The following is a 13379-nucleotide window of genomic DNA, read 5'->3' as shown; positions in this document are numbered from 1 at the left end:
GCCGCATGACTGCCACAGTCGCGCCGGTGACTCCGGCCGCCGAGACCGGCGATTCTTCAAGGATTCCAGAATGACCAAAGTGTTCCGCCTTCTGGCCGCCGTCATCATCGCAGCGGCAGTCGCAGCCTGTGCCACAACGCCCCCGCCGCCCGCGCCAGTCATTCCCCAGAAGAAGCTCGACGCCAAGAGCGACCTCGAATCCGGCCGCTGAACGGGCGACGCACCACCCTCCTGCCCGGCTGCGGTTGCGGCCGGGCGGGATCTCAGACGCGGGTGGGATAATTCGGGCTCTCGCGCGTGATCGTCACGTCGTGCACGTGGCTCTCGCGCAAGCCCGCCGAGGTGATCCGCACGAACTCAGCCTTGGCCCGGAAGTCGGAGAGGTCGCGGGCGCCGACATAGCCCATGGCGGCGCGCAGGCCGCCTGCGAGCTGATGCAGAACACTGCCGACCGGGCCCTTGTACGGCACCTGGCCCTCGATGCCCTCGGGCACCAGCTTCAGCGTGTCCTTGATGTCCTGCTGGAAGTAGCGGTCGGCCGAGCCGCGCGCCATGGCGCCGACCGAGCCCATCCCGCGATAGGCCTTGTAGGACCGCCCCTGATAGAGGAACACCTCGCCGGGGCTCTCGTCCGTGCCGGCCAGCAGCGATCCTACCATTGCGACTTCCGCCCCCGCCGCCAAGGCCTTGGCGAGATCGCCTGAGAACTTGATTCCGCCATCGGCGATGACGGGAACGTCGGCGGCGGCCGCGACCTCCGCGGCGTCCATGACAGCGGTGAGCTGCGGAACGCCGACGCCCGCCACGATGCGGGTGGTGCAAATCGAGCCCGGCCCGATGCCGACCTTGATGGCGTCCGCGCCGGCGTCGATCAGCGCGCGGGTGCCCTCGGCCGTTGCCACGTTGCCGGCAACGATCTGCACCGCGTTGGACAGCTTCTTGATGCGGTTCACGGATTCCAGCACGCGCTGGGAGTGGCCGTGGGCGGTGTCGACCACGATCACGTCGCAGCCTGCGTCGATCAGCATCTCGGCACGGAGGAAGCCCTGTTCGCCCACCGTCGTCGCCGCGGCAGCGCGCAGGCGCCCCGCCTGGTCCTTGGACGCACCGGGATGGGCGACCTGCTTCTCCATGTCCTTCACGGTGATCAGGCCGATGCAGCGATAGTGGTCGTCGACGACCAGCAGCTTCTCGATGCGGAACTGGTGCAGGAGCCGGCGCGCCTCGTCCTGGGTCACGCCCTCGCGCACCGTGATCAGCCGGTCCTTGGTCATCAGTTCCGAGACGGGCTGGGCCGGATGGTCGGCGAAGCGGACGTCGCGGTTGGTGAGGATGCCGACCAGCATGCCGGGCCGGCCGGCCGGGCCGCGCTCGACGACGGGGATGCCGGAAATGCCGTGCTTCTTCATGAGCGCCAGAGCGTCGGCGAGGGTCTCGTCCGGGTGAATGGTGACGGGGTTCACCACCATGCCGCTCTCGAACTTCTTCACCGTCCGCACCTCGGCCGCCTGCTCCTCCGGCGTGAGATTGCGGTGGATGACGCCGATGCCGCCGGCCTGCGCCATGGCAATGGCGAGGCGGGCTTCCGTCACCGTGTCCATGGCAGAAGACACGATGGGGAGGTTGAGCGAGATCGAGCGGGTCAGCCGCGTGGCGACGCTGACATCGGACGGCATCACCTCGGAATGGCCGGGCTGCAGCAGCACGTCGTCGAACGTCAGCGCTTCGCGGATGCTGGCACGACTGCCGCCGGACTTGCTCGTATTCGCCATGGCCAACTCCTGTCCGCACGGGGGAGATGAACGAGAAAGGGCGCCGCGGAGACCGCGCGCCCTCGTGTCATCAGGTTGGCGAGTGCTGTTAGCATGACGGCCGACGAGTCGAAAGCGGCTTTCAAGCGCGGGCGTGGCCCGTGTCAATCCAGCGCAGCGTCCAGACGCTCGGCAATGGTGCGCAGCACCTTGAGGCGGGCATAGCGCTTGTCGTTGGCCGGAACGAGCGTCCAGGGCGCATGGTCGGTCGAAGTGCGGTCGACCATCTCGGTCACGGCCGCCTCGTAAAGCGGCCACTTCTCGCGATTCCGCCAGTCTTCCGGCGTGATCTTGAAGCGCTTGAACGACGTCTCCTCGCGCGCCTTGAACCTGCGCATCTGCTCTTCCGGCGTGATGGCGAGCCAGAACTTCATGACGACGTAGCCGGCTTCGTGCAGCGCCTGCTCGAATTCGTTGATCTCGTCATAGGCCCGCCGCCAGTCGTCCGGCGTGCAGAATCCCTCGACCCGCTCGACCAGCACCCGCCCGTACCAGCTCCTGTCGAAGAAGGCGGTGTTGCCGATGCGCGGGATATGACGCCAGAAGCGCCACAGGTACGGGTAGCCCCGCTCCTCCGCGGTGGGCGCAGCCACGGGATGCACGCGGAAGCGGCGCGGGTCGAAGCACTGGCGTACCCGACGGATGGCGCCGCCCTTTCCGGCGGCGTCATTGCCTTCGAACGCGCAGACCAGCCCGACCTTCTCGAAGCGCGGGGACCGGGCGTAGCGCCGGAGCTTGCCCTGGAGATCGGCGATCTCCTCCTCGTACTCTTCTTTCGTCACCGACGCGGTCATGTCGAGCGACTCGGTGACCGGCCGGCGCACGAGGGCGGCGACCTGTGTCGCCCGTTTCGCGGCAGCGCCTTTTCCCTTGGGGCTGATCGTCTCCGGAACGCCGCGGGGCGGCGGTGGCTCTGCCAGGGCGCCGCGGATCGCCTCGAGCACCAGCCTGCCGACCTCGGCATCCCTGTAGTGAATGTCCGCGGCGGGCACGACCTGCCATGGAGCAGGTCCGGTCGAGGTGACGCGGACAGCTTCCAGCGCGCCCTTCACCATCCGGGCACGCTCCTTCTTCGTGTCGATCTCTCCCCATTCCTCGACGATGGGATGTGTATCGACGCCTTCCTTCTGCTGCCTGCGATGGCGCTTCTGCGAGACCTCGGGATCGATGTGGAGCCAGATCTTGACGAAGCGCACGCCGTCGGCGTGCAGCATCGCCTCCATGTCGTTGATGCGCCGGAGAGTGGCCGCGAAGGCCTCGCTCTTCATCTTCCCCGTCGCGCGCAGCAGCAGGAGCTCGTGATACCAGGAGCCGATCACGATGCCGATCTCGCCCTTGGCCGGCATGTCGCGCCAGTAGCGCCACTGGGCGGGACGGCAGCGCTCCTCCTCCGTGCGTTCCCCATAGGCAAGCGTGTCGAGGTGGCGGGCGTCCAGCCACTCGTAGAGGCGGTTCAGCACCTCTCCCTTGCCGGCGCCGTCCGGTCCGGCGAGGACGACCATCACCGCGTGCCGCTTGGCCTCGATCAGGTCGAACTGGGCGTCGAGCAGGTCGGTGCGAAGCGCCGGCTCCACGGCGTCGAAGGCATCCTTGTCGAGCACATGCTCGAGGCGCGCGGATTCGAACATGGCATCCCCCTTTGACGCGGGCTTCAGGCGAGCCCGTCGCCCTCCTCCGGGCCGTCTTCGGCAGCCGGTGCGTCCCTGCGCCCGCGGAAGCCGGTCGCCAGAACATAAAGTTCCGCCGAATCCGACCGGCTGGCCGCAGGCTTGAGGTGTTTCACCTGCGCGAAGTCGCGCTTGAGATCGTTCAGCACCTCCCGCTCGGTCCCGCCCTGCAGCACCTTTGCGAGAAACGCTCCGCCGGGTGCCAGCACGGACCGGGCGAAGTCGGCGGCCATCTCGGCCAGCCCGATGATGCGCAAATGATCCGTCTTCTTGTGGCCCGTGGTGTTGGCGGCCATGTCGGACATCACCACGTCGGCCTGCCCGCCGAGCATGGCCTTGAGCCTCTCCGGCGCGCTGTCGTCGAGGAAGTCCATGACCTCGAACTGAACGCCGGGGATGGGGTCGATGGGCAGGAGGTCGATGCCGATGACCCTGCCCTTTCCGTGGACGGAGCCCACCCGCGCGGCGGCGACCTGCGCCCAGCCGCCAGGGGCGGCGCCGAGATCGACGACCCTGCCGCCGGGGCGGAAGAGCTTCGCCCTGTCGTCGATTTCCAGGATCTTGTAGGCCGCGCGCGAGCGGTAGCCTTCCAGCTTGGCCCGCGCGACGTAGGGGTCGTTCAGCTGGCGCTCAAGCCAGCGGTTCTGGGACACCGTCCGTTTGGCGGAGGACTTCACGCGCTGCTTGAGCGACCGGCCGCCCTCGCGGCCGGACGCAACAGGCGCGCTACCCTTGCCGGACCCGCTGCGGGGTCCTCCCGGCTTGGTCAAGGCCTGCGCCTCCGGGGCTCCTTCCACACGCCGTCTTCGTTCATGAGTTGCATGAGGATGCCTTCGCGCAGTCCGCGGTCGGCGATGCGCAGCCGGGGAGACGGAAAGCTGCGCCGGATTGCCTCGAGAATGGCACAGCCGGCAAGGACGAGGTCGGCTCTCTCATGCCCGATGCAGGCATTCGCGGACCGTTCCTCAAACGACATTTCGAGGAGCCGGCCGATGACTTCCGACACCTCGGCGTCGCGCATCCAGAGCCCGTCGACACGGCGGCGATCGTAGCGGGGAAGCCCCAGATGCACACCCGCGATGGTCGTGACCGTGCCGGACGTGCCGAGCAGGTGGAAACGGTGGCAACGGCGCGCTCCCGAGACCTTTCGCGTGAAAGGCGCCAGAAGGCCGCGCACCTCGTCCGTCATGTCCTCGAACATGGCGCGGGTGACGTGCACTCCGCCATGGCGCTCCGCCAGCGTCACGACGCCGACCGGAAGAGAGATCCATGCCCGAACCCGCGAGCGCGGCGCGCCACGTCCACCGGACAGCCAGACGAGTTCAGACGACCCTCCGCCGATGTCGAAGAGCAGCGTGCTCTCCGCGACGGGGTCGGCCAGGACGGCGCAGCCGGCCACGGCCAGATGCGCCTCGGTTTCGCGGTCGACCACCTCCAGGTCGAGCAGGGCCTCCTCGCGCACGCGGTCGACGAAGTCGGATCCGTTCTCCGCGGCCCGGCACGCCTCGGTCGCGATGAGCCGCGCCCGGGTGACGCCGCGAGCCTCCATCTTGGACCGGCAGACCTTGAGCGCGTCGATGGTGCGGCCGATGGCGGCGTCGTTCAGTCGGCGCGACGCCGCGAGGCCCTCGCCGAGGCGGACGATCCGGGAGAATGCGTCGACGACCCGAAAGCCGTCGGGAGACGGACGCGCGACCAGCAGCCTGCAATTGTTGGTGCCGAGGTCCAGGGCCGCATAGGTCGGGCCACGGCGCGCAGCGTCCTGCCCCTCGGACGGCTGGGCCGGCACGGCAGGCCGCAGCCACGCAACGCCTTCTCCTGCGAGAGCGGCGACCGGATCGACGGCTGCCACCGCGCCATGCTCGTCCACGGCCGACACTTGGACTCTCCGACACCTGTCATGAGAGCTTAACAAGCGGCGGCGATTTCTGCCAAGTGAATCGGGTGCCTGCGGCTCATCAGAAGCGCGCGGAGCCCAGTTCGGCTTCCGCGCCGGATGGCCCCACGAACAGGCCCGGACGAATTCGGCCGGTAGCGACCAGCGTATCCAGCCTGGCCCAGAGTGCGCTCGGCTTGATCGGGCGCGCGAGTATGTCGCGGAGGCCAAGGCGCATCGCCGCCTCGATGAACGGCACTGTCGGCCGCGACACCGTGAGAATGATGGGCATGGTGACAGGGTGCCTGGTCAGCGCCCGCATGATTTCCAGGGTCGATGCGCCGGGGAGATCCGTGTCGAGAATGAGCACATCGGGCAAGAGCCTGGTCGAGGCAGCGATCACCGCCTGACCGTCCGGGACCTCATAGACTTTCCGGATGGCCGCGCTCCTGAGCGCCTCGCGAAGAAGGCGCCGCTGGTATTCACTGGATTCCGCAACCAGTACGGACAGATCTGGAAGCTGTGGTGGCTTGATCATCGTAGAAATGAGCGTTATTGGACAAATGAATTAGATCTGAATCTATCATGGTGTGAAACTTTCGCCATCACTGGTGATGCGATTAGTGAAGAGATACTGAAACATTGGCACGGTGATCTGACCTGCTCAATCCGCGCAATGGAACTCCGTCTCACTCGTCCCCAGGACGTGCGTTTCGGTTGCGCTTGATGCCGGACCGGATCGTCTTACCCGCCAGCCGCCTTTCTTTCGAGGCGCGGGTCGGCTTCGTCGGACGGCGTACCCGCGGGATCACTGCGGCCTCGCGGATGAGAGCGAACAGCTTTTCGCGTGCCTCCGCGCGGTTGCGGTCCTGCGTCCGGTGCTCCTGGGAGAAGATGACGATCACACCCTCCTTGGTCAGCCGGCTGCCGGCCAGGACCGCGAGGCGAACCTTCACGGGATCCGGGATCCCTGGCGATCGCGCCATGTCGAAGCGAAGCTCGACGGCCGTGGAGACCTTGTTTACGTTCTGCCCGCCCGGCCCCGAAGCCCGGACGAAGCTCTCCTGGAGTTCGTCGTCCTCCAGGGCAATGCGGGGCGTAACCCTGATCATGGCCTCTTCCGTTCTCCTGCCATCCCTGCGCTTGCGCCCCGCCCTTCATAGGTCCCGGCGGTCTTTCGCGGAAGGCGGTCGGCCCTCCGTCCCGGATGCCGCATGAGCCCCGCCCCAGTCCGGATTATCCTTGCCGGCGCCGGCCACGCTCATCTCGTTGCCCTGCGCAACCTGGCAGGCATGACCCGCGACGGCATTGCGCTGACTATCGTCGAGCCTGAACCCGAGTCGCTCTATTCCGGAATGGTCCCCGGGTTGATCGCGGGCCATTTTGAACGCGGTGAGCTCGCCATCCCGGTCGCCCCGCTCGCCACGGCCTGCGGCGCCACAGTGCTGCGCGACGCCGTCGTCGAGGTTCTGCCGGGCCAGAGGTCCGTCCGGCTCCGCGGGGGCGGCACGCTGGACTACGACGTGCTTTCGCTGGACGTGGGCGCCATCTCCGCCCTCTCCAGCGTTGCCGGGGGCGAGCGACATGCCATCCCTCTGCGGCCGCTGTCCGGCTTCCTGAGCGCGCTGGGAGATCTCGAGCGCCGGCTTCCCGGGCCGTTGGATCCGCCTCTCGCCGTCGTCGGCGCCGGCGCCGCGGGGGTCGAGGTCGTGCTGGCGCTCCATCACCGGTTCAACTCCGCTGCTCCGGCAGGCGCGCGGGTTCCCCTGGCGCTCGTGGCGGATCGCACGATCCTCGACGGCTTTCCGGGATCGGTGGTCCGGCGGTTCGAGCGACTCCTCGCCGAACGCGGCATCACGGTCCATGCGGGCACCGGGGTTACGGAGGTCGGAGCTGACTCCCTCCGCCTTGCCGACGGCCGCTCGATCCCGGTGACCGCGGCCATCTGGGCAGGCCACGCCGCGCCCCACCCCTGGCTGTCTCGCTCGGTTCTCGAGACCGACGAGGCGGGCTTCATCCGCGTCGACCGCACGCTGCGTGCCACGGGACACGAGTCCATCTTCGTCGTTGGCGATGCCGCGTCTTTCGATGTGCGCCCACTTCCCAAGGCTGGCGTCCACGCCGTGCGCCAGGGCGAAATGCTGGCAAGGTCGCTGCTCGCGTCCGCCCGCGGCGACGCGCCGCCGCCCTATGAGGCCCAGCGTGCCATGCTGGCCATCCTCACCACCGGGGGACGGCAGGCCGTCGCGACCCGCAACGGACTGTCGGTCGCGGGCCATTGGGTGTGGCGATGGAAGCGGTTCATCGACAAGCGCTTCGTCGAGGGACTGAAGTCTGTCGGCCGATCCTGAGAACGTGAACAGCCCGCGCGGGCCAAGGCACAACTAAAGCGAGCATTTCTCCAGCGGAAGCTTAGGCTGGTCCGGCACCCTCACTGATGGGAGAAACGCCGATGATCCGCCTCACGATCCTCGCAGCCGTCTCGATCAGCCTCATGGCCGGCGTCGCCATGGCACAGTCGGTCACCGACCCGGTCAAGCGGGACGCCTGCATGCAGAAGGCCAAGGAGGCCGGACTGTCCGGCAAGGGAGCCAACCAGATCCTCGCCAAGCAGCGCAAGGACTTCATGAAGAAGTGCATGGCCGGCCAATAGGCGGCAGGTCTATTCCGCAGGCGCGCCGGCGGCGGACGGAGCGGCCGCCGGCGCCCCCGTGCGGCGGGCGACGAGGTCCGCGCCCGCTCCGGCCGGCAGCAGGCGCCAGAAGATCACCGCCGAAAGCGCCGAGAGCACGCCGATGACCGCGAAGACGATCGGAAAATGCCCGAGTTCCAGCGGGTCGGACCCCGTCAGCACGCCGAGCCCCTCCAGTCCCAGCGCCGCCATCGAGACACCGACGGAGCCCGACAGCTCCTGCAGCACGGTCGTGAAGCTGGTGGCCCGCGACAGCTGCGGGGACGGCACGTCGGCATAGGCGACGGCGTTGATACTGGTGAACTGGAGCGAGCGCAGGAAGCCGCCCAGCGCCAGCCCTCCGACGATCAGGAACCACGGCGTGGCCGCCGTGAACAGCGAAGGCATTGCGACGAAGGCAGACGACAGGACGGCATTCAGCACCAGCACCCGGCGAAAGCCGAAGCGCCGCAGGATGGGCGCCGCGACGAGCTTCATCGCCATGGCGCCGATGCCGGTGGTGAAGGTCAGGAGCCCGGAGTTGAAGGGAGAGAGGCCGAACCCGGTCTGCAGCATCAGCGGCAGCAGGAAGGGCGTCGCTCCCACGCCCACGCGGAAGAGAAAGCCGCCGGTGACGCTGGCCCGGAAGGTGGGCAGGCGCAGCAGCTTGAGGTCGATGATGGGGTTCTCGGCCCGCATGGCGTGGCGGACATAGGCGACCAGCAAAGCCGCGCCGGCCCCCATCAACAGCACGATGCCGTAGCCCGGCAGGAGGCCGAGCCCGGCGAGCGTCGCCCCCGTGAGGAACGAGGCGAGCCCCGGGCCGACCAGCAGGAACCCCAGCGCATCGAACCGCGTGCGCTCCTCGCCCCTGATATCGGGAATGAAGAGCGTCGCCAGCACGACCCCGAGCGCCGCGATCGGCAGGTTGATCCAGAAGATCCAGCGCCAGGAAAAGTAGGTGGTGATGAAGCCGCCGAGCGGCGGACCCATCACGGGCCCGAGGAGGGCGGGAATGGTCAGCCAGGCGAGCGCGTTGACGAGCTGCGTGCGATCCACTGTGCGCAGCACGACGAGGCGGCCGACCGGAATCATCATCGCACCGCCGACGCCCTGCAGCACGCGGGCGGCGACCAGCGTCGGCATGTCGACGGACAGCCCGCAGCCGATGGAGCCCGCCGCGAAGACGAGCATGGCGGCGCGAAACACGGTGCGCGCGCCGAAGCGGTCGGCCACCCAGCCCGAGGCGGGGATGAAGATGGCGATCGCGAGGAGATAGGACGTCAGCGCCAGCTTCAGCGCGATCGGGCTCTCGTTCAGGTCGCGCGCGATCGCCGGCAGCGAGGTGGAGAGCACCGTCGCATCGAGATTTTCCATGAAGAGGGCCGTCGCCACGATGAGCGGGACGAGGCGCTCCTTCGGCAACGACGAAAGTGACAGGGACAAGCCGGAACCTCGGGCGGAACGGCAGAGAGCAATTGCGAACGGCAAAGCAGGAGTGCAGTTCCCGCGTCAGACCCGCGCGGCTGCCGGTCCACACCTCGAGACATAGGACCAGGTGCCTCGCGCGGGAACCCGCTGTCCGCGCCGCGCTGCCATGCTAAGAGGGGCGCCCACGCCTGGAGCCCCCATGACTGAGACCGCCGTCACCCCCGCCCGCAAGCTTTCCTGCCGCGTCGAGGCCGTGCTGGTTGCAGACGGCTCCACCTTCGCGACGCGGCCCGTCGAGCGTGTCGAGATGGATCTCGAGGGGATCGTTCTGGGTGAGGGACGGGAGCGCCATCGCGGCTTCAGCCGCGGCGCAGACGTGCGCGTGCCCTGGTTTCCGCGCGGAACGCCCATCCGGAACTCGCGCCAGGTCTCCCTCGTGTCGCGGGAGGAGCTTGACGGCGTCGCCGCCGACCTCGGCATCCCCGAGGTCATGGCCGAGTGGCTGGGCGCCAACATCGTCGTGTCCGGCGTTCCCAGCTTTTCCTTCCTTCCGCGCGGGACGCGGCTGATGTTCCCCGGGAAGCTCGCTCTTGCCGTCGAGGACCAGAATGCGCCGTGCCGCGGTCCGGGCCGCAACATCGCCGCCCAGCACCCCGGCAGGCCAGGCCTCGATCTCGACTTCGTGAAGGTGGCCAGCCGCCGCCGGGGCCTCGTCGCCTGGGTGGAGCGGGCCGGCACCGTGACGACCGGCGAGACGGCCGAACTGCGCATCCCGGAACAATGGGTCTGGTGACAGCCGCCCCCGCCGCAGGCCGGTGGCTCGCGGGCACTGCCGTCGTGCTGGCCCTGCTGGCCGGGGTGGCGCACGCTTCCGACAAGGATCGGGACGGGCCTCCCGGGCTCGCCACAACCGGCGACACCACCGCCAATGCCGCGGTGGCGGACGCGATCTGCCTGCTGATCGAATCGGCGGCGACCGCAAACGGCCTTCCCGTCTCGTTCTTCACCCGCCTGATCGGGCAGGAGAGCAGCTTCCGCACGCAGGTCGAGGGGCCGGTGACGCGCAGCGGCGAGCGCGCGCAGGGCATCGCGCAATTCATGCCGGGCACCGCGGCCGAGCGCGGGCTGCTGGATCCGTTCGATCCCGTGCAGGCCCTGCCGCGGTCGGCCGAGTTCCTGAAGGAACTGCGCGACCGGTTCGGCAATCTCGGCCTCGCCGCCGCCGCCTATAATGGCGGGCCCAAGCGGGTGGAGAATTTCCTCGCGGGCAGCGGCGGGCTCCCGTGGGAGACGCGCGACTACGTCCTGTCCATCACCGGGCACCCGGTGGAGGACTGGGTGCAGGCGGGCCGCGACGCCGGCAGGCTCGACCCGGCGGGCGATCAGAACTGCACTGCAGTGCGCGCCATGCTGGGGCGGCCGAGGAGCCAGTATGTGGAGGCGCTGGAGCGCCGCGTCGGGATCGGCGTCACGCAGCCCTGGGGCGTGCAGCTGAGCGGCGGCTTCTCGAAGGCGCGCGCGCTGATGTCGTATGACCGCGCCGAGAAGCGTTTCGGCGCCGTGCTGGCGGGACACGATCCCATGATCATCCGCTCGCTGCTGAGAAGCCGCGGCACGCGCGCCTTCTACCAGATCCGCGCCGGCGCCCCGTCCCGGCAGGAGGCGAACGCGCTCTGCAACCGTCTGCGCCAGGCCGGCGGCGCCTGCCTCGTCCTGCGGACCGGGAGAGCGCCGAAGCGGGCGTGACGTTCTTGCGACGAGCTTCGCCTCGCTCGCGATGACGAAATGCTGGCTACTCGGCGAAATCCACCTTCGTGCCTTTGTGCACGAGGGCTGCGAGGTCGAGAACGTCCCAGTTGGTGAGCCGCACGCAGCCATGCGAGAAGCTCTTGCCGACGAGGCGCGGTTCCGGCGTGCCGTGGATCCCGTAGGTCTCGGCCGAGAGGTCGATCCAGACTGCTCCAACCGGATTGTTCGGTCCGGCCGCGAGTTTCACGGGCCGGTCGACCTCCAGCCCCTTGAAGGCAAACTTGGGATTGTAGGTCCAGGTCGGATTGCGGGCGATCCGCAGCACCTCGAAACGGCCGGAGGGCGCGGGCTTCTCCTCGCTTCCGATCGAGGCGGGGTAGCTCGCCAGCAACTTTCCGTCCGCCGAATAGGCGCGCAACCGCCGGTCCTGCTTGTCGACCTCCAGCATGTCGGCCCTCTCGTCCTCCTTTGGACGGGTGACGTCGGCGACGAGAATGCGGTCGCCTTCCTTGAAAGGGCTCTTCGGGTTGAGGGTACGCAGGAGCCGCTCGTCCATGTGGAAGCGCTCGGCCAGCATCTCGACCACGGTGCGGTAGCCGAGCCGCTTCAGGGCCGCCTGTTTCTCCAGCTTGGGCGGGATCTTCTTGACGTAGGGCCCCTTCTCGTCACCGGCGGTGATCTCGTACTCCATGATTACCGGCCCCGCGTCGCGGGTGAGGCGCTCATAGGTCTCGCGGTCCAGCTTTCCCGTCTCGGGGACGCCGTTGCTGCGCTGCCAGGCGCCGACGGCACGGTCGATGTTGTCGCCGCCGCGGCCATCGATGACGCCGGGCGAGAAGCGCATCCGGTCGAGCAGCACGGCGGCGCGTATCAAAGCGGGATCGATGCCCTTGCGGGCACGGCGCTCGAATGCGGCGGAGTCGATGGTGGCGGCGTCGAGCCGGACGGCCGTCGCCGCGTGCCGGGGCCTAGCCAGCGCGGGCATGGCCGGGAGGCCCACGAGGGCGAGGATGAGGAGAACGGACAGGTGAGCGCGCATTGGATAGACACTCCGGCGGCGCCCGCCCTCCCCGGCCGCGCCGGACAAAGCGCGAGACCGGGCGCAAGTTCCTCGTCCTACTGGCAGATGCGATAACCCCTGCTGCGCTCGCGCTGGTCGAGGTGCAGATGGGTGGCGTGCGACGGGTCGCTGCCCGGCCCGAGCACGGTGGTGAAGGTCTTGCAGGCGCCTTCCCGCGCCGCCTTCTGGAACACCTCCTCCGGCGACCCCGGCGGCTGGGTGGTAACGCCCACGGTCTTTCCCTTGCCGATCTCGAAAGCAGCGACGTCGACGCCGTTTGCGAAGGCGTGCTCGCTGAGCTTGGCGCCCGGCACGTGGTTCTGGCTGCGGCACTGGTACGAGGTGCCGATCTGCACCGCCTTCAGCGGCTCGCTCCAGCCGGCCCTGGCCGCCGGCACGAGCACGTCACGGTTCCAAAGCGCGAGGCCTTCAGCCACCTTGCAGGTGACCGTCGGGCCTGACGGCACTGCGACATCGCCGCCGAGCCCCGTCAGTTTCAGCGGACGGGGGGCGCCGCAAGCGCCCTCGACGATGGCGGGGAGAGGCTCGAACGCCGCGCCGAGTTCCTTCAGGCGGGTCCGGCAGGCCTCCTCTTCCGGCTCCGTCGTGTCGGGCGGAGGCGAATCCGGGCGCGCGGCCTGCCCCTGCTGGAGGTCGCCCGGACGCTCCGGCGGAAGCGGCGGCACGTCGCCTTCCCCGGCGAGGGACGCGGGTGTGGCGGGCGCCTCCGAGGCACCGGATGCGGCAGCGTCCGCCGCCCCGGCGGGACGCTCGGGTGGGACAGGAACATCCTTGGCGGGTGGCGGAGGTGGACCTGCGGGCTCCGGCCGCTCGGGCGGGAGCGGCGGTGCGAGCGCGTCGCCGGCGGCGAGTGCCGGGGCTAAGATGGCGGCTGCGAAAAGGACGGCGATGGCCGTGACGGGGGCTGGGCGCATGCCCCCCAACGCTACGGCGGCGCCTGCGGTTCTGCACGCTCAGATTGAATTGCCGCGAACAGAACTCCCGAAACGCGAACGGGCCGCGCGAGGCGGCCCGTGTTCCCTGGGGGACGGCCAGCGGTCACCCTTCGGCTTTGGCGATGGTGTCCTGTATGGCGGTGTTGACGTCGGAGCTT

14 protein-coding genes are annotated in these 13379 nt (G+C 68.9%); 5 read left to right on the top strand and 9 right to left on the bottom strand.

Annotation, left to right across the window (positions count from 1 at the left end; translation table 11 throughout):
• The first annotated feature begins 70 nt into the window (after positions 1 to 70).
• Entirely contained in the window at positions 71 to 211 is a 141-nt protein-coding gene (locus tag AC5JCN_RS26460) for a hypothetical protein (RefSeq protein ID WP_495758145.1), read from the top strand.
• 52 nt (positions 212 to 263) lie between these two features.
• Here AC5JCN_RS26460 and guaB read toward each other — a convergent pair whose 3' ends face one another.
• The 6 genes from guaB to arfB form a co-directional block, all read right to left on the bottom strand.
• The gene (guaB, locus tag AC5JCN_RS26455) at positions 264 to 1772 is read right to left on the bottom strand and encodes an IMP dehydrogenase (RefSeq protein ID WP_495758144.1); all 1509 of its coding nucleotides are present in this window, start codon (positions 1770 to 1772) and stop codon (positions 264 to 266) included.
• 143 nt (positions 1773 to 1915) lie between these two features.
• The gene (gene pap / locus AC5JCN_RS26450; RefSeq protein ID WP_495758143.1) at positions 1916 to 3439 is read right to left on the bottom strand and encodes a polyphosphate:AMP phosphotransferase; all 1524 of its coding nucleotides are present in this window, start codon (positions 3437 to 3439) and stop codon (positions 1916 to 1918) included.
• A gap of 23 nt (positions 3440 to 3462) precedes the next feature.
• Positions 3463 to 4248, bottom strand: coding sequence for an RlmE family RNA methyltransferase (locus AC5JCN_RS26445; RefSeq protein WP_495758142.1), 786 nt, complete (start codon positions 4246 to 4248; stop codon positions 3463 to 3465).
• A complete protein-coding gene (locus tag AC5JCN_RS26440) occupies positions 4245 to 5357 on the bottom strand; it encodes a Ppx/GppA phosphatase family protein (RefSeq protein ID WP_495758141.1) in 1113 nt (370 codons plus the stop codon). Before AC5JCN_RS26440 ends, AC5JCN_RS26445 begins: the two co-directional genes overlap by 4 nt.
• Positions 5358 to 5436: 79 nt before the next feature.
• Positions 5437 to 5892, bottom strand: coding sequence for a response regulator (locus AC5JCN_RS26435; protein ID WP_495758140.1), 456 nt, complete (start codon positions 5890 to 5892; stop codon positions 5437 to 5439).
• 151 nt (positions 5893 to 6043) lie between these two features.
• Entirely contained in the window at positions 6044 to 6466 is a 423-nt protein-coding gene (arfB, locus tag AC5JCN_RS26430) for an alternative ribosome rescue aminoacyl-tRNA hydrolase ArfB (RefSeq protein ID WP_495758139.1), read from the bottom strand.
• A gap of 102 nt (positions 6467 to 6568) precedes the next feature.
• Here arfB and AC5JCN_RS26425 point away from each other — a divergent pair, with 102 nt between their 5' ends.
• Together AC5JCN_RS26425 and AC5JCN_RS26420 are read left to right on the top strand one after the other, a co-directional pair.
• Positions 6569 to 7705 carry an FAD-dependent oxidoreductase gene (locus tag AC5JCN_RS26425; protein ID WP_495758138.1) on the top strand — a complete coding sequence of 379 codons (1137 nt, stop codon included), beginning with the start codon at positions 6569 to 6571 and terminating at the stop codon, positions 7703 to 7705.
• A 101-nt stretch (positions 7706 to 7806) separates the two neighbouring features.
• Positions 7807 to 8007 carry a hypothetical protein gene (locus AC5JCN_RS26420; RefSeq protein WP_495758137.1) on the top strand — a complete coding sequence of 67 codons (201 nt, stop codon included), beginning with the start codon at positions 7807 to 7809 and terminating at the stop codon, positions 8005 to 8007.
• Positions 8008 to 8016: 9 nt separating this feature from the next.
• Here the strand turns inward: AC5JCN_RS26420 and AC5JCN_RS26415 are convergent, their stop codons facing one another.
• Positions 8017 to 9471: a DHA2 family efflux MFS transporter permease subunit gene (locus AC5JCN_RS26415; RefSeq protein WP_495758136.1), complete on the bottom strand. Its 1455-nt coding sequence runs from the start codon at positions 9469 to 9471 to the stop codon at positions 8017 to 8019.
• Positions 9472 to 9655: 184 nt separating this feature from the next.
• Here AC5JCN_RS26415 and AC5JCN_RS26410 point away from each other — a divergent pair, with 184 nt between their 5' ends.
• Positions 9656 to 10249, top strand: a complete 594-nt coding sequence (locus AC5JCN_RS26410; protein ID WP_495758135.1) for an MOSC domain-containing protein — start codon at positions 9656 to 9658, stop codon at positions 10247 to 10249.
• The gene (locus AC5JCN_RS26405) at positions 10237 to 11202 is read left to right on the top strand and encodes a lytic transglycosylase domain-containing protein (RefSeq protein WP_495758134.1); all 966 of its coding nucleotides are present in this window, start codon (positions 10237 to 10239) and stop codon (positions 11200 to 11202) included. Before AC5JCN_RS26410 ends, AC5JCN_RS26405 begins: the two co-directional genes overlap by 13 nt.
• 46 nt (positions 11203 to 11248) lie before the next feature.
• Here AC5JCN_RS26405 and AC5JCN_RS26400 read toward each other — a convergent pair whose 3' ends face one another.
• Both AC5JCN_RS26400 and AC5JCN_RS26395 read right to left on the bottom strand, forming a co-directional pair.
• Positions 11249 to 12244, bottom strand: coding sequence for a L,D-transpeptidase family protein (locus AC5JCN_RS26400; RefSeq protein WP_495758133.1), 996 nt, complete (start codon positions 12242 to 12244; stop codon positions 11249 to 11251).
• 77 nt (positions 12245 to 12321) lie between these two features.
• The gene (locus AC5JCN_RS26395) at positions 12322 to 13200 is read right to left on the bottom strand and encodes an extensin-like domain-containing protein (RefSeq protein ID WP_495758132.1); all 879 of its coding nucleotides are present in this window, start codon (positions 13198 to 13200) and stop codon (positions 12322 to 12324) included.
• Positions 13201 to 13379: the final 179 nt, after the last annotated feature.

Source organism: Alsobacter sp., assembly GCF_059501845.1.
This window is presented reverse-complemented; position numbering and strand designations above follow the sequence as displayed.

Excerpts from the sequence above, each read along its gene's own strand:
- guaB (WP_495758144.1), bottom strand. The coding sequence starts at position 1,772 with ATGGCGAATACGAGCAAGTCCGGCGGCAGTCGTGCCAGCATCCGCGAA.
- AC5JCN_RS26425 (WP_495758138.1), top strand. The coding sequence starts at position 6,569 with ATGAGCCCCGCCCCAGTCCGGATTATCCTTGCCGGCGCCGGCCACGCT.
- arfB (WP_495758139.1), bottom strand. The coding sequence starts at position 6,466 with ATGATCAGGGTTACGCCCCGCATTGCCCTGGAGGACGACGAACTCCAG.
- AC5JCN_RS26460 (WP_495758145.1), top strand. The coding sequence starts at position 71 with ATGACCAAAGTGTTCCGCCTTCTGGCCGCCGTCATCATCGCAGCGGCA.
- AC5JCN_RS26400 (WP_495758133.1), bottom strand. The coding sequence starts at position 12,244 with ATGCGCGCTCACCTGTCCGTTCTCCTCATCCTCGCCCTCGTGGGCCTC.
- AC5JCN_RS26420 (WP_495758137.1), top strand. The coding sequence starts at position 7,807 with ATGATCCGCCTCACGATCCTCGCAGCCGTCTCGATCAGCCTCATGGCC.
- AC5JCN_RS26395 (WP_495758132.1), bottom strand. The coding sequence starts at position 13,200 with ATGCGCCCAGCCCCCGTCACGGCCATCGCCGTCCTTTTCGCAGCCGCC.
- AC5JCN_RS26405 (WP_495758134.1), top strand. The coding sequence starts at position 10,237 with ATGGGTCTGGTGACAGCCGCCCCCGCCGCAGGCCGGTGGCTCGCGGGC.
- AC5JCN_RS26410 (WP_495758135.1), top strand. The coding sequence starts at position 9,656 with ATGACTGAGACCGCCGTCACCCCCGCCCGCAAGCTTTCCTGCCGCGTC.
- AC5JCN_RS26435 (WP_495758140.1), bottom strand. The coding sequence starts at position 5,892 with ATGATCAAGCCACCACAGCTTCCAGATCTGTCCGTACTGGTTGCGGAA.
- pap (WP_495758143.1), bottom strand. The coding sequence starts at position 3,439 with ATGTTCGAATCCGCGCGCCTCGAGCATGTGCTCGACAAGGATGCCTTC.